The sequence below is a fragment of the Nocardiopsis sp. NPDC055879 genome (assembly GCF_053615935.1).
The window spans coordinates 98,707-118,179 of record NZ_JBSHCT010000008.1 but is presented as its reverse complement, the minus strand read 5'-3'; the positions used below and the strand labels follow the sequence as shown (position 1 = coordinate 118,179).

16 protein-coding genes are annotated in these 19,473 nt (G+C 68.9%); 8 read left to right on the top strand and 8 right to left on the bottom strand.

Features of this window, described 5'->3' with window-relative positions; all coding sequences use genetic code 11:
* Positions 1–93: 93 nt before the first annotated feature.
* The 3 genes from ACWGKS_RS11400 to ACWGKS_RS11390 form a co-directional block, all read right to left on the bottom strand.
* Positions 94–282: a hypothetical protein gene (locus ACWGKS_RS11400; protein ID WP_067603490.1), complete on the bottom strand. Its 189-nt coding sequence runs from the start codon at positions 280–282 to the stop codon at positions 94–96.
* A gap of 177 nt (positions 283–459) precedes the next feature.
* Positions 460–1,116: a hypothetical protein gene (locus tag ACWGKS_RS11395; protein WP_358514034.1), complete on the bottom strand. Its 657-nt coding sequence runs from the start codon at positions 1,114–1,116 to the stop codon at positions 460–462.
* Positions 1,117–1,189: 73 nt separating this feature from the next.
* Positions 1,190–1,765 carry a DoxX family protein gene (locus tag ACWGKS_RS11390; RefSeq protein WP_358514032.1) on the bottom strand — a complete coding sequence of 192 codons (576 nt, stop codon included), beginning with the start codon at positions 1,763–1,765 and terminating at the stop codon, positions 1,190–1,192.
* Positions 1,766–1,960: 195 nt separating this feature from the next.
* Between ACWGKS_RS11390 and ACWGKS_RS11385 the strand changes: the two genes are divergently transcribed.
* Both ACWGKS_RS11385 and ACWGKS_RS11380 read left to right on the top strand, forming a co-directional pair.
* Positions 1,961–2,659 carry a ribonuclease HII gene (locus ACWGKS_RS11385; RefSeq protein ID WP_358514030.1) on the top strand — a complete coding sequence of 233 codons (699 nt, stop codon included), beginning with the start codon at positions 1,961–1,963 and terminating at the stop codon, positions 2,657–2,659.
* 136 nt (positions 2,660–2,795) lie between these two features.
* Complete coding sequence (locus ACWGKS_RS11380) at positions 2,796–5,252, top strand: AAA family ATPase (RefSeq protein ID WP_358514028.1); 2,457 nt, start codon at positions 2,796–2,798, stop codon at positions 5,250–5,252.
* A gap of 79 nt (positions 5,253–5,331) precedes the next feature.
* Here the strand turns inward: ACWGKS_RS11380 and ACWGKS_RS11375 are convergent, their stop codons facing one another.
* Positions 5,332–6,564 (bottom strand): RNA-guided endonuclease InsQ/TnpB family protein, encoded by a 1,233-nt coding sequence (locus tag ACWGKS_RS11375; protein WP_358514026.1) that lies wholly within the window; start codon positions 6,562–6,564, stop codon positions 5,332–5,334.
* A 106-nt stretch (positions 6,565–6,670) separates the two neighbouring features.
* Here ACWGKS_RS11375 and ACWGKS_RS11370 point away from each other — a divergent pair, with 106 nt between their 5' ends.
* Together ACWGKS_RS11370 and ACWGKS_RS11365 are read left to right on the top strand one after the other, a co-directional pair.
* Positions 6,671–7,396: a nucleotidyltransferase family protein gene (locus tag ACWGKS_RS11370; RefSeq protein WP_358514055.1), complete on the top strand. Its 726-nt coding sequence runs from the start codon at positions 6,671–6,673 to the stop codon at positions 7,394–7,396.
* Between the two features lie 64 nt (positions 7,397–7,460).
* Positions 7,461–8,258, top strand: a complete 798-nt coding sequence (locus tag ACWGKS_RS11365) for a tyrosine-protein phosphatase (protein ID WP_358514024.1) — start codon at positions 7,461–7,463, stop codon at positions 8,256–8,258.
* A 21-nt stretch (positions 8,259–8,279) separates the two neighbouring features.
* On the opposite strand, the gene ACWGKS_RS11360 is transcribed toward ACWGKS_RS11365, so the two are convergent.
* Together ACWGKS_RS11360 and ACWGKS_RS11355 are read right to left on the bottom strand one after the other, a co-directional pair.
* Entirely contained in the window at positions 8,280–9,833 is a 1,554-nt protein-coding gene (locus ACWGKS_RS11360; protein ID WP_358514053.1) for a hypothetical protein, read from the bottom strand.
* A 105-nt stretch (positions 9,834–9,938) separates the two neighbouring features.
* Positions 9,939–10,217, bottom strand: a complete 279-nt coding sequence (locus tag ACWGKS_RS11355) for a hypothetical protein (RefSeq protein WP_358514022.1) — start codon at positions 10,215–10,217, stop codon at positions 9,939–9,941.
* A 558-nt stretch (positions 10,218–10,775) separates the two neighbouring features.
* Here ACWGKS_RS11355 and ACWGKS_RS11350 point away from each other — a divergent pair.
* Positions 10,776–12,830 carry a SpoIIE family protein phosphatase gene (locus tag ACWGKS_RS11350; protein ID WP_358514020.1) on the top strand — a complete coding sequence of 685 codons (2,055 nt, stop codon included), beginning with the start codon at positions 10,776–10,778 and terminating at the stop codon, positions 12,828–12,830.
* A 193-nt stretch (positions 12,831–13,023) separates the two neighbouring features.
* Positions 13,024–14,664, top strand: a complete 1,641-nt coding sequence (locus ACWGKS_RS11345) for an RNA polymerase sigma factor (protein WP_358514018.1) — start codon at positions 13,024–13,026, stop codon at positions 14,662–14,664.
* 275 nt (positions 14,665–14,939) lie between these two features.
* On the opposite strand, the gene yaaA is transcribed toward ACWGKS_RS11345, so the two are convergent.
* Positions 14,940–15,734: a peroxide stress protein YaaA gene (yaaA, locus tag ACWGKS_RS11340; RefSeq protein WP_358514016.1), complete on the bottom strand. Its 795-nt coding sequence runs from the start codon at positions 15,732–15,734 to the stop codon at positions 14,940–14,942.
* Positions 15,735–15,857: 123 nt separating this feature from the next.
* Between yaaA and ACWGKS_RS11335 the strand changes: the two genes are divergently transcribed.
* Positions 15,858–16,544: a GNAT family N-acetyltransferase gene (locus ACWGKS_RS11335; protein WP_358514014.1), complete on the top strand. Its 687-nt coding sequence runs from the start codon at positions 15,858–15,860 to the stop codon at positions 16,542–16,544.
* Between the two features lie 90 nt (positions 16,545–16,634).
* On the opposite strand, the gene ACWGKS_RS11330 is transcribed toward ACWGKS_RS11335, so the two are convergent.
* Complete coding sequence (locus ACWGKS_RS11330) at positions 16,635–16,862, bottom strand: DUF7455 domain-containing protein (RefSeq protein ID WP_067603379.1); 228 nt, start codon at positions 16,860–16,862, stop codon at positions 16,635–16,637.
* Between the two features lie 498 nt (positions 16,863–17,360).
* Here ACWGKS_RS11330 and ACWGKS_RS11325 point away from each other — a divergent pair, with 498 nt between their 5' ends.
* A complete protein-coding gene (locus tag ACWGKS_RS11325) occupies positions 17,361–19,466 on the top strand; it encodes a DNA gyrase/topoisomerase IV subunit B (RefSeq protein ID WP_358514012.1) in 2,106 nt (701 codons plus the stop codon).
* Positions 19,467–19,473 lie beyond the last annotated feature (7 nt).

The window sequence follows — 19,473 nt, the reverse complement described above, 5'->3', positions numbered from 1 at the left end:
CCCCGCCGAAGAGGTGAGGGCCCCGCGGTCGTGGTCGAGTGCCACGTCCGCGGGGCCCTTCGCCGTTCGAGTGTGGCCCGAGGACGTTCCGGCTCAGGACGCGGGGGACAGGGCCGCGTAGCCGGCGATGTCGATTCCGTGTCGGGCTGCGATCTCCACCAGGTCTTCGATCTCACCGGCCTGTGACGTCGCCAGGTCGTCGTCCCCGATGGCGTGGGCGCGCCGCAACGCGGTGATGGAGTCGTGGAGCCGTAGGTGCAGGGTGAGGACGAACTCGCGCATGGACATCTCCTCGGGTGAGTGCGGCGAGGGAGAACCGAAGGGGGTTCCCCAGGGGGCACCACCATCCCTACAGGTCCCGGGTGAGAGTCCGGTTGGACGCGGACAGGAACCGGCAAAGAGGAGGGTAAGAGAACGGCCCCGGGGTGGTCCCCGGGGCCGTCACCGCGATGATCGTGGTCAGTGGTCGACCCACACGTACCAGTCATCGGACACACGCTCGTAGATCCGGGATCCCTGACCGGGGACGAACACCCCGACGGGGAGCTCCTCGGTGCTGTGGGCCAGACCGGCGGGCTGGAAGAGCCCGGCGCCCTCGATGGCGTAGTGGGTGACGTCGTCGTCCTGGGACACGCTGCGCAGTGGGTACATGCCGGTCCACTCGCCGTTGCGGGAGACCGCGGTGGCCACCCCGGTGTCCTCGCGTAGTTCCAGGAGCTGGTCGGTCGAGGCGCTCACCCGGGTCTGCAAGGGGACGTCGGCCACGGCCAGGCCGATGGCCACGAACGCGATCAGTGGGGCGCTCACCCAACGCAGCCGGTAACGGCGGATCATCGGACGGGCGACGGCGAGCGCGATACCGAGTCGCAGCGCGCCCATGCCGGCCAGCAGCAGGCCACCGACGAGGCCGATGATGAACGTGGGCAGGTGCCCGGCGGGCACGCTGTCCTCGAAGAGCAGGACGAGCCCGACCAAGGCGCAGGCCGGGATGTAGAGACGACCGGGCGGTCGGGAGGCCCAACCGATCAGGCGTTGCCCCAGCGTCTGTTGCTCCGCGATCTCGATCAGCTTGGCCACGGACCCGTCGGGGTTCGGACCGGAGGCTGAGGCGGACATGGCGTTCCCCCCACCGAATCCTGGTCATGGCGACGCGGCGGGCGTAACGGCACTGGGGCGTGAACGGGCCGCGTCACATTCGATACGGCCGACGTAGTGCGGCCTGCTCCACAGGATAGAGCAGTGGAGGGGCGTGTTCGGGGCGTCGGTGAGAAATCGCGGGAGCTTTCCCACGCGCCGTCGATGTCGTACCTCCCGCGCCTGGTCGAGGCGCGGACCTTCCGGCACCCAGGACCAGATGGTCCCAGGACCATCGTCCCCCGGACATCGCCATGAGCACGCACACCGCCGTGACCAGCGCGGTCGCACCCCAGGAGTCGAACGGGGACAGGTGCTCCGTGCCCGCGCCGAGGGTGCCGACGACGGCCGCGAGGGCGAGCGCGGGGCCGGTCAACCATGTGAGCAGACCCACTGCGAAGGAGACCGAGAACGCCACGAGCAGGGCGGGCACGAGTGGGGCGAAAAAGGTGAGCGGGGTGAGTCCGGAATCGGAGAGGCGTTCGGCGACCAGGTGTTCCCGGCCGCGCAGCGACAGTCCGAACTCGGTGAACAACCAGCCCACGCCCACGCGGGTCACCGCGGCGGCGACGTCGTAGAGGCGTCCGCGGGCCCAAGGCGGGGGAGAGGATCGGGGCCTGCCCTGTTGCATGTCCATTCCTTCCGGGCGACCGGCGGTGGCGACAAGCGGAAACTACCCAAGGTGACCACTAATGACCGACTGTCATGGCCGGTGGGTCGCGCAAAACCCGCCGGAAAACCCCGACGACCCACGACGGCGGGGTTTCGGCTCCTCCCGGAGGCGCGGAAAACGGACCGGGAGGTGGGACGCCCTAAGGTGGAACGCGTGCCGACGACTTCCCGAAAGCCCAGCCCCCCGCCCGCCCCCACCCTGGACGTGGAGAACGAGCTTCACGCCGCGGGTGCCCGTGTGGTGGCCGGAATGGACGAGGTGGGACGTGGGGCCTGGGCCGGGCCGCTCCTGGTGTGCGCGGCCGTCCCCGGAGAGGGCGAGCCGCCCGCCGGACTCACCGACTCCAAGCGACTCACCCCCAAACGCCGCCGGGAACTGGCCGCCGAGATCGAACCCTGGGTCGCCGACCACGCCTTCGGTTGGTCCTCACCCGCCGAGATCGACCAGGTCGGGATGACCGCGGCCCTGCACAGGGCGGGCCGTCGGGCCCTGGACGCCCTCGACCCCCGACCCGACGCCGTCCTCCTCGACGGCAGGCACGACTTCATCGGTCGACCCTGGCGGGTGCGAACCCAGGTCAAGGGCGACCTGACCTGCGTCAGCGTGGCCGCCGCCGCCATCCTCGCCAAGGTCCACCGGGACGCGCTCATGGCCGAACTGGCCGCGGACCACCCCGGTTACGGGTTCGAGAAGGCCGCCGGTTACCCCTCACCCGTCCACCGCGCCACCCTCGCCGAAGCCGGACCCACCCCCCAGCACCGGATGAGCTGGTCCTACCTGGACGCCCTGCCCCGCTGGCGTCACCTGCGGGTGATCCGACCGGTCTCGGACGGCGCCCTGCCCCTGTTCTGAACCTCCACCGACCGGCCCACGACACGCGGTCCCGCACTGGACATCCGACCCCCGATGGGGCAAGGCTGTTCTTTGCCCACACCCTCCGGCCCACCCCCGGGCCGTCCAGGCGACCCCCACGCAGGAAGGGGCACGGATGACGCGCGAGACGAGCCCCGCCGCGACGCGGGCGGCGCCACCCTCGGGGTTGGACCGCCTACGCGCGGCCTACCACCGTGTACCACCGGGCCGCCGTCTCGTGGCGGCACTGGTCCTGGTCACGGTGGCGGTGGTCGTCGCCTTCGTGCTGGGCGTACCGGTGTTCCCGGTCCTGGTCGGTACGGTCTTGGCCCTCATCGCCTTCAGCGCGTTGATGAGGTCCCTCGACGCGTTCCTCACCGTGCTGGTCGGAGTGGTGTGGCTGGCCATAGCCGTGCCCCTGTTCCAGATCCCCTTGCCGGCCAGACCCGTGGTCCTCTTCGTCCTCCCACTGCCCCTGCTGGTGACCCTGGTCGCGGGCCGCGCCCGCGAGTTCCCCGTCTGGCACACCTGCCTGCTGTCGCTGACCGCGGGACTCATCATCGGTTTCTCCGTGGCCCTGTTCGGCATGGTCGTCGAACCCTTCCCCGGTGAGGCCGGGATCGCCGCGCTCTACGTCGCGGCGGGCGCCTGTCTACTGTGGCGACTGCTCGCCTCCAACCAGGTCATCAAGGAGAGCCGCGAGAACGACCGCAAACGCGCCGAGGACGGAACCCGGGCGAGGAAGGCCACCGGATCCGGTGGAACGAACGCTCAGGCCCCGTCACTGCGCGGCCGTGCGGCCGACACCTCCGGACGACGCGCCGCCAAGGGCGACACCGGGGAGGACGACGAACCCGTTCCGGTCGACCAGGCGCTGGCCGAACTGGAGGACATGATCGGCCTGGACCCCGTCAAACAGCAGGTGCGGGGCCTGGCCGCCTCCATCGAGGCCGCCCGCCTGCGCGCCGACGCCGGGCTGAACGTCGAACGGCCTCTGCGCCACCTGGTCTTCTCAGGGCCACCCGGAACCGGCAAGACCAGCGTCGCCCGCACCCTCGCCACCATCTTCCACTCCTTCGGGTTGTTGCCCACCTCTCGTGTGGTGGAGGCCCACCGCGCCGACCTGGTCGGTGAGTACCTCGGCGCGACCGCGATCAAGACCAACGAGCTCATCGACGGCGCCATGGGCGGCGTTCTCTTCATCGACGAGGCCTATTCGCTGGTCAACGAAGGCGACGGTCAGTCCGACCGGTTCGGCAACGAGGCGGTCCAGACGCTCCTCAAACGCGCGGAGGACGACCGGGACGGTCTGGTGATCGTGCTCGCCGGCTATGACAAGGAAATGGACGCGTTCTTGGCCTCCAATCCGGGTCTGGCCTCGCGTTTCGCCACGCGCATCACCTTCCCCGGCTACAGCGCCGACGAGTTGTTCCGCATCTCCGAGCGCCTCGTCACCGCCCGCGGGGACTCCCTGGACACCGAGGCCGCCCGTACCCTGCGTCGCCGCTACGACCAGACCGTCCAACGACAGGCCGTGGACGAACTCGGCAACGGCCGCTTCGCCCGCTCCATGGTGGAGAAGAGCTGCCAGGCACGGGACGTGCGGGTGGTCACCGCCGGGGTGGGCGGCGACGAACCGGTGCCCCGGCCCAGCGCCGACGACCTGGTCACCGTGCGCTCGGTCGACGTCGAGGCCGCCTACACCGAACTCACCTCCCGTCTGCCCGGCTTCGGTGAGGCGCCCGGGTTGGAGGAGGCCATGGCCGAACTCGACGACATGATCGGTCTGGAGCCGGTCAAGGAACAGGTGCGTTCCCTGGTCGCCCAGCTCCGTGTGGCCCGGCTGCGAGAGGAACAGGGCCTGCCGCACCAGCCGCCACTGCGTCACCTGGTCTTCACCGGCCCTCCCGGTACGGGCAAGACGACCGTCGCGCGCGTCCTGGGCCGGGTCTTCGCCGCGCTCGGGATGCTCGGCCGCGCCGAGGTCGTGGAGGCCCAACGCGCCGACCTGGTGGGTGAGCACCTGGGAGCCACGGCGGTCAAGACCAACCGGCTCATCGACAGGGCCCTGGGTGGCGTGTTGTTCGTCGACGAGGCCTATTCGCTGGTCAACCCCGGCTACAGCGGCGGCGACGCGTTCGGTGCCGAGGCCATCCAGACCCTGCTCAAGCGCGCCGAGGACGACCGCGACCGGCTCGTGGTGGTGCTGGCGGGCTACACCACCGAGATGGACCGTTTCCTGGTCTCCAACGCCGGCTTGGCCTCCCGGTTCAACGTGCGGGTGCGGTTCCCCTCCTACTCGGCCGACGAGCTCTCCGAGATCGCCGACACCGTGGCGGCGGGCACCGGCGACGTCTTCGACGACGTCGCCCGGGAGGATCTGCACAGCATCTTCACGCATGTGTGCGAGGCCGGGTGGATCGACGAACTGGGCAACGGCCGTTTCGCCCGTTCCCTCTACGAGGGCGCCTGTTCCCACCGTGACCTGCGGGTATCCCGGGAACTGGGGGAGTCGGCCACCGCCACCGAGCTGACCGTGATCACCAGCGACGACGTGCGCCGCGCCTACTCCGACGCCACCCAACAGAGCTGAGGAACGGTCGGAACGGCGGCTGCTACTGTCCAGTACTTGACTTCCTCCTCGTCTTAAAGGACGAGGATTTCGGAACCACCTACCGGTGGTTCGAGGCTTTCGCCTCGTCACGGGTCGCCCCGTGGCCTTCCTGTTTCGACGCCGGTCGCCTCGTCCGGGAGGATTCCCGTCGAGGTCTCACATCGGCTCCACAGGCGGATGCCGCCTGCCCGGCGGCCTTGAGGTTGATCGCCGCGTTCACATCGCGGTCATGTGTGACGCCACAGTGCTCACACGTCCAGGTGCGCACGTTCAACGGCAACCGGGCACGCACCTGCCCACACCCGGGGATCGAGCACAGCCTGGTCGAGGGGAAGAACCGGTCCACCACGACCAAATCCCGCCCATACCAGTGGGTTTTGTACTCCAACATCGTGCGGAACTCGCTCCAGGCCGCGTCCGAGATGGCCCGGGCCAGGGTGCGGTTCTTGACCAGGTTGCGCACGGTCAGGTCCTCGATCACGACCACTTGGTTTTCGCGGACGAGTCGAGTGGTCAGCTGGTGCAGGAAGTCCTTCCTGCGGTCGGTGATGCGGGTGTGCACCCGCGCCACCTTCTTACGGGCCTTGGCCCGGTTCGCACTGCCCTTGGCCTTGCGGGACAGGGACCGTTGCGCCTTGGCCAGGCGGGCCCGATCCCGCTGTTCGTGCCGGGGGTTGGTGATCTTCTCCCCGGTGGACAACGTCACCAGGGACGTGATCCCCGCATCGACACCGACCACGCCCTCAGACGCCGGGGCGGCCTCAATGGTGTCCTCGCACAACAACGATACGAACCAGCGCCCCGCCGCGTCCCGCGAGATGGTCACCGTGGACGGCGAAGCACCATCCGGGAGGGGACGCGACCACACGATGTCCAACGGCTGGTCCATCTTGGCCAGGGTGAGCTGCCCATCCCGGTAGCGGAACGCGCTCGGGGTGTACTCCGCCGAGGCCCGTGACCTCTTCTTCGATTTGAATCGCGGGTAGCGGGCGCGTCCGGCGAAGAAGTTTGAGAACGCCCCTTGCAGGTGCCGCAGGGTCTGTTGGAGCGGGACGGAGGAGACCTCGGTGAGAAAACCCAGTTCGGTGGTCTTTTTCCAACCGGTGAGCAGGGCCGAGGTCGCGGAGTAGCCCACCCGCTCCCGGTGCTGCTCCCAGGCCTGGGAACGGGCGGCCAACGCTTTGTTGTAGACCAGGCGCACACACCCGAACGTGCGCGACAGCTGCGCTGCCTGCACCTGGGTGGGGTAGAAACGGTACCGAAAGGCCCGCTTCACGGTCTTGCTCGCCATAACCGATAGTCAACCAGCGTGGCCACGAGCACGTATCTGAAATGGAAAAGGAGCAGGGTGTTTCTTCCTCGCCCTGAAGGACGGGGTGTCCACACCCGACAATCCGATGACCGCCTCATCTGCATCCAGCCAAACCCCCGTCACGCAGGCACTGATCCTCGCCGGCGGACAGGCCACCCGGTTGCGGCCCTACACCGACACCCGCCCCAAGGCGATGGTGGAGGTGGCCGGACGGCCCATCATCGACTACCAACTCGAATGGTTGTCCTCGCACGGCGTCGAGCAGGTCGTGGTGTCCTGCGGCTACAAGGCCGATGTCCTGCGCGAGCACCTGGAGGCACGCACCGAGGGCCCCGAGATCACCCTCCTGGTGGAGGACGAGCCGCTCGGTCGCGGTGGCGCCCTGCGTTACGCCGCCGGCGGGTTGCGCGATCCGGAGGCTCCCTACTTCGCCCTCAACGGCGATGTCCTCACCTGGTTCCCGCTGGACGAACTGACCCGCCGGCACCGGGACAAGGGCGGTCTCGCCACACTGGCGCTGTCGCGGTTCCGCACCACCTGGGGCATCGTCGACGTCGACGACGAGGACCGTATCGAGGGGTTCACCCAGAGCCCGCTGCTGCCGGTCTGGATCAACGCGGGCGTCTACCTGTTCGAGCCCGGCATCACCCCACTGCTGCCGGCCAAGGGCGACCACGAGTCCTCGACCTTCCCCGAACTGGCGGAGGCCGGCAGGCTCACGGCCTACCGCATCGAAGGGTTCTGGCGCGGTGTGGACACCGCCAAGGACGTCAAGGAGGCCGGGGCCGAGATCGAGGCCCTGCGCCCCTGAATCCTCCGCGAGCGACCGGAACCCATCCGGCCGTCGCACCCCGTGCCGCGAGGGCGTCGGGGAGGTGGGTATCGTCTCGAACGTGACGAACGACGGTTTCCTCCTCCCCAGTGCCCCCAACTTCCGTGACCTCGGCGGCCACCGCACGAAGGAAGGCCGCACCGTGCGTTCCGGGTTGCTCTACCGCTCGGACGCGCTGCACACCCTCACCGAGCAGGAGCGGACCGCCTACGACGGCTTCGGTATCCGCCAGCTCATCGACCTGCGCAGCTCCCACGAACGCGACCGGCTCCCCGACCTGATCCCGGACGGCGCCGAGTACGCGGCGATCGGCGTGCAGAAGACCGACTCGGCCGGCGCCAACTTCATCGACCTGTTCGCCGATCCCGAGCAGGCCCGCGTCGCGTTCGGCGACGGTGCGGCCGAGCGCTACATGTACGACGTCTACCGCGGGCTGGTCACCGACACCGAGGCCCTGGACGGCTACCGCGACCTGGTCGAACGCGCCGCCAAGGGGCCGACCGCGCTGGTCTTCCACTGCAGCGCGGGCAAGGACCGCACCGGTTGGGGCGCGGCGCTGCTGCTCACCCTCCTGGGCGTGGAGCGGGAGGTCGTGACGACGGACTACGTCGCCAGCAACGATCGTCAGGCCGCCACCGACCACTGGATGCGACTGCTGTCCCAGGAGAGCGGTCTGCCGTGGGAGGACATCGAGCCGATGACCCGGGTCAAGCCCGACTACCTGGACAGCGCGTTCGGCATCGTGGACCAGGAATACGGGTCCTTCGACGGCTACGTCGAGCGGGGACTCAAGCTGTCGGGGGGAACGATCGAGAACCTCAAGGTCCGCATGCTCGCCTGATCGACGCGCGCCGCGCCTCGGTCACAGGGCGTCGAGGCGGCGGCGCAGGTCGTTCTCGCCGGTGGCGCCGAACAGCGCCTCGGTCAGATGGGTGAGCACGGTGGGGCGGTCCAGGCCGCGATCCAGCATCCGCCGGGCCGCCGCCCACAGGTTGGCGGGACGGCCGTCCCACAGGCGCTTGGCCAGGCGCTCGTGGCGGTCCAGCTCCTTCTCGCGCTCGGGATCGGTGCCCTGCACGGGTCGGTACCAGCGGTCCTGACCGGTGGAGTGGTGGCGGCCGCTGTGCGGGGCCTCCTCGTACTCGGCGAAGTGGTCCAGGCGCAGCAGGGCGCGACGGCCACGGGAGGTCGACGGGTCGAACTCGTCGGGGGCGTCGGTGATCAGCTCACTGGCCAACAGGGGGAACGCGAACATCCGGCGGGCCAGGGACCTGAAGTCGCCGTCGGGCAGCAACCGGCGCACCGCCCCCTGTCGTAGCCCGAGGGGGCGGGCGGGGTCGCGGTAGGTGCGGGCGAACTCCGCGGTGGTCTCCCACACGGTGTCCAGGGCGGCACCGACCGCGACGTCGGGCAGGTCGTTCTGCGCCCCGGCCCAGCGCACCCACGCGGCGAGCACGTGCGGCATCGCCTCCTGTTCCTCGGGCAGCAGTACCACCCGACCGGGCAGCCAGTGCAGCAGGAACGACTCGACCTTGCGCGGGCTGACCCGCAGCGGGCGCCCGGAGTCGACGTCGCAGCCGTAGGTGATGATGTGGTCCGCGCACCGGCTGGCGGCGTAGGAGTCGGACAGCTCGGCGGCCTGGTCCGAGGCGAGGAAGCGGGCCGCCAGGACCGCGCGGCGGTCGCGCCGCCACATCGGCTGGTGCGTCCTGCCCTCGGGCAGCCGCTTGATGCGGGACGCGGCCAGGGCGAAGTGGGCGGCCAGCGAACCACCGGTGAGGTCGGACCGTGAGACCCCGACGGGGTTGTCGACCTCCCCGGTCACCACGCTCTCGGTGCGCTCCAGCGCGCGGAGCAGGAGCGCCCGAGCCTGGGGCAGGGGCGACTCCTCGAACCGGGCGAAGTCATCGGTGCGCGCGCGTTCACGGCACTGCGCCAGGAGCCGGTCCACCTTGGTGGTCACCCACGCGTCGCGCAGCAGGCCGCCGCTGTTGTGGTCCAGCACGAGGATGAGGGCGTGCTCGGGTTCGCCGGAGTCACGGGCGTACACGCACACCACGTCGTCGGTGTCACCGAAGCGGTCGCCGTTGACGTAGGCGGCCACGGGGGTGACCTCGCCCAATTGGGAGGCCCAGGCCGGTGCGTGCAGACCCCGCTCGCGCAGCGCGATCATGCCCTGTTCGGCGAGGTCGCGTTGGGAGGCCGAGGTGCCCAGCGCGGTGATCGCGGCGAGTACCCCCAGCCCGGCGGGTTTCCCTGAGGCCGTGGCGTGGGTGATGAGGCCCTCGCCGAGCAGCCGTTCCACGTCCACCCCGGGGACCCGTTGTCCCCACCAGGAGCCCAGCAGCTCACTGAAGGACAGCTCGGCGTCCAGCGGGTGGCGCATGGCGAGCAGCGCTCTGGCCGCGCGCAGCATTTCCTCGAACGCTGCGACGGGAACGTCGGGTCCTGTGGGTGGGGGCGTAGCGGAGGGCACGCTCCGAGCGTATGCCAGTCGGCGGCAGGAGGTGCCCTCGTCGGGTCAGCGTGGTTCGGGGATCGCGCGGCGACCGGTGAACAGTGTGGTTCCCGGACGTCGTGGGGTATGTCGCGAGGGCGGCACGGACTTCACCATCGCCTCCAAGTGCTCGCGGGCGACCCTCTCGACGAGGTGCGGTGTGACCGGGAGGCCCAGGTGTTCGGCACATTTCCAGGTGTCGCTGACGCAACGTTCCACGCATCGGTGGGACAGCGCGCTGAACTCGTCATGAAGCCTTGCCGAGATCCGACTGAGATCCTGGACCGGGAAGGTCTGGAGCATTCTTGCTCACACCCCTAGCTGAAGATGGTCTGGACGGTGACCTCCACCTATTCCACTTGTTCTGAAGCGACTGTCAACCTCTCGCGCGGCACGCTGTTGATAAAACCTCGGGGAGGTACCGTTTACCCGAGACGCGTCACCCCCGCGGGCCATCACCATGAAATGGACGTTTCGGACATATAACGGTCCTGTTCCAGAGAGTTCTCCGTAAGTCGGTCGGCGTCTGGAATTATGGGAGAACACGCCAGTGAGACCCCCGGTCGACTGTGTGCACGGCGTCCGGTGGCCTACTATTTACCTTCCGTGCGCAACCGTGCCCCCGAAGCCACGGACGTTGCGTGCGCAGAGCCGTGTCTTATGCTTGAGCCGTGACAGCGGCCGAGAGGAGTCATTGAGCGTGCCTCCTGGGAGCCGCGGAGCCCCCCGAACGGAATCGGCGTCGCGCGCCCCGCGCCATAAGCGTCATCGAACACGGACGGCGGGCACGGTGCGCAAGGGACCACGTGGTCCGAGAACAGCCCCGATGGGGATTCCAACGGCTCCGGAGGTGTCGAGCAGTTGAGCGCCGAGACGTCCATTCCCCCTCCCCGAATCAATGTGGCGGAACTACCGGACGCTGTGCAGACCCTGCTCACCGAAGCTCCCATCGGGTTCGCCCTGCTCGGACCCGATGACGTCTTCGGTTCGATCAACCCCCGCATGGCCGCCGTCTTCGGCAGCACCCCCGAGCGCTGCCTGGGGCGTACACCGGGCCAGGTCCTGAAGGATGGTGGTGACGCCTCCGGCGCCGCCGCCCAGGCCGAGTCCGTGGCATCGGTGCGAGAGACCGGCCGGGCCGTGCGCGGCCACCACCGCACCAGCGAGGGCCAGACCTGGGACCTGACCTGGTTCCCGGTCAACGATCCGGTCGGCGGTGACGAACACATCGCGCTCATCGGCGCCCGCGACCACGAGGACACCGCGCACCGAGGCGAGCGGCGCCTGCGCGCCCTGTTGCAGGCCGGCAATCAGATCATCTGGGCGGCCGGCCCCGGCGGCGAGGTACACGAGGACTGCCCCCAGTGGCGCACCCTCACCGGACAGGACCTTGAGTCCTACCTGGGCCACGGTTGGCTGGACGCCGTCCATCCCGACGACCGTCCCCGCGTTGAACGCGCCTGGGACGACGCGGTCCTGGACGTGACCCCCTTCGACGCCATGTTCCGCGTCCGCACCCGCTCGGGCGGCTACGACCACTACCGTGCCCGGGCCAACCCGGTCATGGACGGCGCCGAGACCGCCGAGTGGGTCGGCACCCTGGTGGACATCACCACCGAACGCGAGGCCGACGAGCTGCGCCAACGGCTCAACCAGCAGCTCAGCGAGGCGGCCATGCGCACCGCCCGGCTGCAGAAGGCCACCTCCGACCTGGCAGAGGCCCTCACCGCCGAGGAGGTCGTCCAGGCCATGTCCGAGATCGGCCGCTCCGGAGTGGGCGCCGACCACACCTCCCTGGCCCTGTTCGACCGGGACCGACTGCGCCTGCGCATGCTCTCCGCCGACGACTGCCAGGGGTTGCCGCGCAACGGGTTCTCGCTGGACTACCCCGACATCGCGGCGCTGGCCGTGGCCGGTCGCGTGCCCCGACTGGCCGCCGGCCCCGCCGAACTACGCGAACTCCTCGACGACGCGCCCGAGGTCGAGGAAATCCTGGAACGCACCGACGAGCGCGCCTGGGTGGCGCTACCGATGATGGCGGCGGGCCGCCCCATCGGCGCCCTGCGTTTCTCCTTCACGTCCCCGCGCGAGGTCACCGACGAGGAACGCGTCTTCCTGGAGGCGCTCGCCGGACAGTGCGCCCTGGCCATCGGCCGGGCCATCGTCTACGAACGCGAACACGGCACCGCCGAGGAGCTCCAGCGCAGCCTGCTCCCGGAGGAACTGCCCGAGGTCCGCGGTGTGCGCCTGGCCGCCTATTACCGGTCGGGCTCCCAACACGTGCAGGTGGGCGGCGACTGGTACGACGCCTTCCCCCTGCCGGACGGCCGCGTCGCCGGGGTCCTCGGCGACGTCATGGGCAAGGGCATCCCGGCCGCCGCGGGAATGAGTCGGATCCGCAACGCGTTGCGCGCTCTGGCGTTCTCCATGCCGGAGCCGGCCGACGTCCTGACCGGACTCGACCGCATGTTCTCGGCCACGGAGGGAATGGATCAGGTAACGACCCTGGTCTACTTCGTCTTGGACCCGGTGACCGGACAACTCGACCTCAGCAACGCGGGCCATCTTCCCCCGCTGGTCGTCGCCGGTAACGCCGGGCCCTCGCTGTTGGAGACCGAGCCGGACACACCGCTCGGGGTCAGCTCCACGAGAGGTCACCACAAATTCTTCGTCCAACCCGGTAACACCGTCGCCCTCTACTCCGATGGACTGGTTGAGAACCGCAAACGATCGGTCGACGCGGGACTCGACGAGCTGGTCCAGAAGGCGGCTGATGCCCGGCCCGATGTGGTGGGCGATCCACAGCAGATGCTGGAGTACCTTGTTGAGAGCATGCTCGAAGGGTATGAGCAGGACGATGATGTCACTCTGCTCGCCGTTCAGCTTCCGGTGATCGATTCGGTGTCAGAGCGGTAGACCGTACTAACAAGTCCATTGCCTTGCTTACAGTGAAGAAGCCGCCGCGCCCCATGAAGCGGGGGTGACCCCGGCTTCCCGCCCAGTGGGGAAGATCCCTGGCCGCAGGTGGGAGAGGGTGCAGTACCCGGTCCCGGCCATCCGGACCACCGGGTCCGACGAATCTCGCCACACGTCCGTTCGAGAGGTGTTTGTGTCATCTGCCAGTTCGACTCGCTCGAAGCAGTCCGAGTCACTGCAAGAGCCCGTCATTCAGCAGCTGATCGAGCGTGGGCGGTCCCAGGGCTTTCTTGAGCCCGAGGACGTGCGCCGTGCCTTCGAAGAGGCCGAAATCCCGATGTCGCAGGCGCAGTCGGTGCTCCGCAGCCTCGCGAAGGAGGGTGTGACCGTACTGGTTCCGGAGTCGGCCTCCTCCCGGCGCAAGACCACGCGGCGTAAGACCACCACGTCTCGGTCCAGCACCACCACCCGCTCGACCAGCAAGCCCGCGCGCGCCGCGGCGGCCGCCCAGGAGCAGCCGGAGACGGTCACCGCCGTCGTCGACTCCGAGGAGACCGCCGAGAAGAAGCCCGCGGCCAAGAAGGCCACCGCGAAGAAGGCGGCCACCCCCAAGAAGGCGGCCACCAAGAAGACCGCGGCGGCCAAGGCCCCGGCCAAGAAGGCGGCGACCAAGAAGTCCACCAAGAAGGACCTGGAGCTGGCGCCCGACGCCGGTGACACGGCCGATGAGGGCCTGGACGACGACCTTGAGCACACCGGCGCCGAGCTGGAGCTGGTCGAGGACACCCCGGACACCGATTCCGTCAAGCCGACCAAGCCGGAGACGGTCGGTGCCCCGGTCAAGTCCGGCAAGGACGACGATTCCTTCGTCCTGTACGACGATGACGACGACGCCCCCGCCGCCCAGGTGGTCGCGGCCGGTGCCACCGCGGACCCGGTCAAGGACTACCTGAAGCAGATCGGTAAGGTGCCGCTGCTCAACGCCGAGCAGGAGGTCGAGCTCGCCAAGCGCATCGAGGCCGGCCTGTTCGCCGAGGAGAAGCTCTCCGAGGAGGACGACGTCCTCACCTTCGAGCTTCGCGACGAGCTGGAGTGGATCTCCGAGGACGGAGGCCGCGCCAAGAAGCACCTGCTTGAGGCGAACCTGCGTCTGGTGGTCTCCCTGGCCAAGCGCTACACGGGTCGCGGCATGCTGTTCCTGGACCTGATCCAGGAGGGCAACCTCGGTCTGATCCGCGCGGTGGAGAAGTTCGACTACACCAAGGGCTTCAAGTTCTCCACGTACGCCACCTGGTGGATCCGTCAGGCGATCACCCGCGCGATGGCCGACCAGGCCCGCACCATCCGTATCCCGGTGCACATGGTCGAGGTCATCAACAAGCTGGCCCGCGTGCAGCGTCAGATGCTCCAGGACCTGGGCCGCGAGCCCACCCCGGAGGAGCTGGCCAAGGAACTCGACATGACCCCGGAGAAGGTCGTCGAGGTGCAGAAGTACGGTCGCGAGCCGATCTCCCTGCACACCCCGCTGGGCGAGGACGGCGACAGCGAGTTCGGTGACCTCATCGAGGACTCCGAGGCGATCCAGCCGGGCGAGGCGGTCAGCTTCACCCTGCTCCAGGAGCAGCTGCACTCGGTGCTGGACACCCTGTCCGAGCGCGAGGCCGGTGTGGTCTCCATGCGCTTCGGGCTCACCGACGGCCAGCCCAAGACTTTAGACGAGATCGGCAAGGTCTACGGGGTCACCCGTGAGCGCATCCGGCAGATCGAGAGCAAGACGATGTCGAAGCTCCGTCACCCGTCGCGTTCGCAGGTGCTCCGCGATTACCTGGACTAGTCGGTCGGCCCAGGAACGGACCACAGCCGTGGACTGAGACAGCGAAGGCGCGCCCTCCCTCGGGAAGGCGCGCCTTTCGTTTTCTCATGCCCGGCCCGCTCACGGGCGTGTGGCGACCCCCGCGTGTCCCTCGCGTAGCGCCGGGCTGTTCAATCCCCCGCACGGAGTCCGATCTCCATCCGATGGGTTCCATGCTGCCCCACGCACTGTAGGTGTGGCATAAAATCCACCTGGTCCGATTTCGTGCACGCTTCGGTCGAGTGGAGCACGTACCGCTAATCCCGGACCACCACGTCCATCGTGCGTGCGGTGCCCGGCTTGGCGGCCTGCTGGAGCTCGATGGTGTGGCCGAGGTCGCGTAGCGCCGTCACCAACTCCTCGGGGGTGCGGGCCTGGACGTTCTCGGTGATCAGGATCCGGGCGACGTCCCCGCGGGTGGCCTTGGCCATGTGGCTGACCACGGAACGCTTCACCCGACCGTCCACCTCGCGTTCGCGCAGGACCCGCACGGCCACGGTTCGTTCGGCGGTTTCACCGGCCGGCTTGAACGCCGCGGCGTAGGACGCCGAACGGCAGTCCACGAGCAGACGTCCCTCGGCGAGTTCGCCCAGCGGGTCGGTGAGCGCCTTGCGCCAGTAGGCGCCCAGACCACCCAAGGGCGGCAACCTCACACCCATGGACAGACGGTAGGGCGGCAGGTGGTCGGCCGGGCCCACCACCCCCCACAGCCCGGAGAACACCAGGATCCGTTCGCGTACGCGGGCGTCGTGTTCGGTGAGCAACCCGGGTAGTCCCAGACGGTCGTAGAGCACCCCCGTGTACAGGTCCGCGGCGCGCAGGGTGGGCGCGGTGGCCAGGTCCAGGTTGCGCTTGAGCGCTTCGGTCTGTGAGACGGACAGCCCCAGGACCTCGCGGGCCGTGTCCTCGGGGCCGGAGCACAGTTCGTGGAGCGCCGCCATGACCCGTTCCCGATCCGCGGCCAGCCCGGGCAGGGTGAGCGCGTCGACGTCCAGGCGTGGACCGTCACCGGAAGTGGCCTTGCCCTCGGAGGGCGGGAGCAGGATGAGCATGGATGGTTCTCTATCTTCTGGATCGTGGACGCCTGGGGGCCTGGGGAACCCGCACCCATGCTAGATCGTGCCCCGAGGCCGGTGGATAGGATCCGGTACTCGGCGACGGGTGAGGAAACGAACATGCACGCTTGGGCGGCGAGAGTGTCCAGGGATTGGCCCCCGTTCCAGGTCCAGAGCCGTGGAGGGTGGCGGTTCGGGGTGGCCGACGGCGTCACCAAGCGGGCCAACTCCGCACTGGTGGAGGACCTCGACGCGGACGTCGCGGAGGTCACCGCGTTCTACCGGGAACGAGGCCTGACCCCCTGCGCGCAGGTGTGGCCGGGGCAGGAGAGTGTGGACGGGCGACTGGCCGAACACGGTTACGAGACCGTGGAACCCAGTCTGGTCCTGGCCCGTGACCTGGACGAACGCCCCGACGGTCCCGGACGCACACGGATCACGGACCGCCCCACGAAGGAATGGGTCGAACCGTTCGCGGGTGACGACCCGTCGTGGGCCGAAGGGGTGGCGCGCATCCTGGGAGGGGTGACCGCGGCGTACGGCGTCCACGAGAGTGGGGACGGCCGTGGCTGCGCGGTGCTGAACGGGGATTCGGTGGCGATCTGCGCGATGGTCACCGCGCCGGAGGCCCGAGGGCGGGGAGTGGCCCGGACGATCCTGTGGGACCTGCTCACCCGGGCACACGACGAGGGCGCCCGGAACGCCTACCTGTGCGTGGTGGCCGGCAACGGGCCGGCGCTGAGCCTGTACCGGGGCGCCGGGTTCGTCGAGGTCTGCCGGTACCACAACCGGGTGCTCACGAGATGAGGCCGCACGCGCCCCGACGCACGATCGACCCGGGAACGACGACGGCGGCCCCCTCGGGAGCCGCCGTCATCGCAATCGTGCTCGTTGTGGCTAACGCTCATCCCCGCCGCTGTTCTCGCTCTCGGTGAGCTTGCTCGTCTCGTCCTGGATGTCCGAGGCGATCTTGCGGATCGAGTCGTCGTGTTTGCGCATGTGGTGCGCACAGAACAGAAGCTCACCGCCGGAATTCAGCAGTACCCGGACGTAGGCCTGTGCACCACAGCGGTCGCAACGGTCGGCAGCCGTCAGCGGCTGAGTGGGGGCAAGGGTTCCAGTCACTTCGCCATCCTCAATACTCGGCGTTAGTCACCTCTGACAACATCTAACCCGACCCAGACGTTCCCAACCTGATCCCGTGTACGCCGACAGCGGAATCCGCCCGGTTCGTGTCTGGAAGATGCAGAGTGGGGCCTTTCTGTTCCGACGTCTTGTCTCCTCCTCGTTGTACCCATCGGTAGGCCCTGGCTATCCCCGGAAATCGGGCGTATCCAGGTCGCAACCGTCAGAGGTGGTAGTCTCGCGCGGGGCAGGCCCGACCGATTCCCGACTCCGTCGGTGGAGCCGGTCGCAGCGCTCCCGGCGGCGACGTCGGGGAGGCGCCCCTTTCTCGGGGAAGACACGACCGGGGAAGACACGACCCCACCCATACGGCCCGCGTCACGACACAGCCTTCGGCCCGTCGTAACCTGGCCCCTTCAACCGTCGGTGCGGCGCGGTACAAAGGGCACACGCCGCATCAGCGCCCCCGATGGCCCACAAGACGCAGGAGATGTCCGAGTGACCGCCTTGACCGCAGCCGTCCACGACCCCGAGGATTACTCCGCCCGGCACCTGTCGGTCCTCGAGGGCCTCGAAGCGGTTCGCAAACGGCCGGGCATGTACATCGGGTCCACCGACAGCCGTGGCCTCACCCACTGCATGTGGGAGATCATCGACAACTCCGTCGACGAGGCGCTGGGCGGCTACTGCGGACGCATCGACGTGACGCTGCACGCGGACGGTTCCGTCTCCGTCAGCGACGACGGTCGCGGTATCCCGGTGGACATCGAGCCCCGGTCGGGGATGCCCGGTGTCGAGCTGATCATGACCAAGCTCCACGCGGGCGGCAAGTTCGGATCCGGCTCCTACACCGCCTCCGGTGGTCTGCACGGCGTCGGCGCCTCAGTCGTCAACGCCCTGTCCGCCCGGGTGGACGTCGAGGTCGACCGGCAGGGCCACACCCACGCCATAAGCTTCCACCGCGGCATCGCCGGACGGTTCGCCGGTGACGGCCCCGACGCCGAGTTCACCCCGGTCTCCGGTCTGGAGCAGGTCCGCAAGGTCGCCAAGAAGATCACCGGCACCCGCACCCGTTTTTGGCCGGACTCCCAGATCTTCCTCAAGGAAGCCGAGATCGTTCGGCAGAACCTGCTGGACCGGGCCCGCCAGACCGCCTTCCTCGTGCCGGGGCTGACCATCGCCGTGCGCGACGAGCGGACCGAGGGCGACCCCGTCTACACCGAGGAGTTCCGCTTCGACGGCGGGATCAGCGAGTTCTGTACCTTCCTGGCACCCGACGACGCCGTCAGCGACGTCCTGCGCATCCAGGGCACCGGCAACTTCAACGAGACCGTCCCGGTGCTGGACGAGTCCGGCCACATGGTGCCCGCCGACGTCCAACGCCGGCTGGACGTGGACGTGGCCCTGCGCTGGGGGACCGGCTACGACACCAACGTCCGCTCCTTCGTCAACGTGATCTCCACGCCCAAGGGCGGCACCCACATCAACGGCTTCGAGCGCGCCCTGGTCCGGGTGATCAACGACCAGTTGCGCGCCACCAAGCTGCTGAGGAACAGCGACGACCCGGTCACCAAGGACGACACCCAGGAGGGGCTCACCGCGGTCGTCACCGTACGGCTGCCCGAACCCCAGTTCGAGGGGCAGACCAAGGAGATCCTGGGCACCTCCGCGGCCTCCCGGATCGTCTCCCAGGTGGTCGGTCAGGGCGTGCGAGACTTCCTCACCTCCACCAAGAAGACGGAGAAGGCCAAGGCCCGCCTGGTCATGGAGAAGGTGGTCGGTGCGGCCAAGGCCCGCCTGGCCGCCCGCCAGCAGCGTGAGACCCAGCGCCGCAAGAACGCGCTGGAGAGTTCGGCCCTGCCCGCCAAACTGGTGGACTGCCGCAGTGAAGGACTGGAGCACAGCGAGCTGTTCATCGTCGAGGGTGACTCGGCGCTGGGCACCGCCAAGCTGGCCCGGGACTCGGAGTTCCAGGCGCTGCTGCCCATCCGAGGCAAGATCCTCAACGTCCAGAAGTCCTCGGTCGCGGACATGCTCAAGAACGCCGAGTGCGCCGCGATCCTCCAGGTCATCGGGGCCGGTTCGGGGCGGACCTTCGACATCGACGCCGCGCGTTACGGCCGGATCATCCTGATGGCCGACGCCGACGTCGACGGCGCCCACATCCGCTGCCTGCTGCTCACCCTGATCTATCGGTACATGCGCCCCATGCTGGAGGCCGGTCGGGTGTTCGCGGCCGTGCCGCCGCTGCACCGCATCGAGCTGACCAACGTGCGGCGCAAGCGCGGGGCCAAGCCCGAGGACCGCTACATCTACACCTACTCCGACGCCGAGCTCCAACGCACCATGCTGGACCTGGAGAAGCGCAAGATCTCCTGGAAGGAGCCGGTGCAGCGGTACAAGGGTCTGGGTGAGATGGACGCCGACCAGCTCGCCGAGACCACCATGGACCCGCACCACCGCACCCTGCGCCGGATCCGGGTGGAGCAGGCAGAGGAGGCCGCGTCCGTGTTCAACCTGCTGATGGGCAACGAGGTGGCTCCGCGCCGCCGGTTCATCCAGGAGGGCGCCCAGGAACTGGACCTGGAGCGCATCGACGCCTGACAGGCCC

Excerpts from the sequence above, each read along its gene's own strand:
- ACWGKS_RS11400 (WP_067603490.1), bottom strand. The coding sequence starts at position 282 with ATGCGCGAGTTCGTCCTCACCCTGCACCTACGGCTCCACGACTCCATC.
- ACWGKS_RS11395 (WP_358514034.1), bottom strand. The coding sequence starts at position 1,116 with ATGTCCGCCTCAGCCTCCGGTCCGAACCCCGACGGGTCCGTGGCCAAG.
- ACWGKS_RS11390 (WP_358514032.1), bottom strand. The coding sequence starts at position 1,765 with ATGCAACAGGGCAGGCCCCGATCCTCTCCCCCGCCTTGGGCCCGCGGA.
- ACWGKS_RS11380 (WP_358514028.1), top strand. The coding sequence starts at position 2,796 with ATGACGCGCGAGACGAGCCCCGCCGCGACGCGGGCGGCGCCACCCTCG.
- ACWGKS_RS11375 (WP_358514026.1), bottom strand. The coding sequence starts at position 6,564 with ATGGCGAGCAAGACCGTGAAGCGGGCCTTTCGGTACCGTTTCTACCCC.
- ACWGKS_RS11370 (WP_358514055.1), top strand. The coding sequence starts at position 6,671 with ATGACCGCCTCATCTGCATCCAGCCAAACCCCCGTCACGCAGGCACTG.
- ACWGKS_RS11360 (WP_358514053.1), bottom strand. The coding sequence starts at position 9,833 with ATGCTGCGCGCGGCCAGAGCGCTGCTCGCCATGCGCCACCCGCTGGAC.
- ACWGKS_RS11355 (WP_358514022.1), bottom strand. The coding sequence starts at position 10,217 with ATGCTCCAGACCTTCCCGGTCCAGGATCTCAGTCGGATCTCGGCAAGG.
- yaaA (WP_358514016.1), bottom strand. The coding sequence starts at position 15,734 with ATGCTCATCCTGCTCCCGCCCTCCGAGGGCAAGGCCACTTCCGGTGAC.
- ACWGKS_RS11335 (WP_358514014.1), top strand. The coding sequence starts at position 15,858 with ATGCACGCTTGGGCGGCGAGAGTGTCCAGGGATTGGCCCCCGTTCCAG.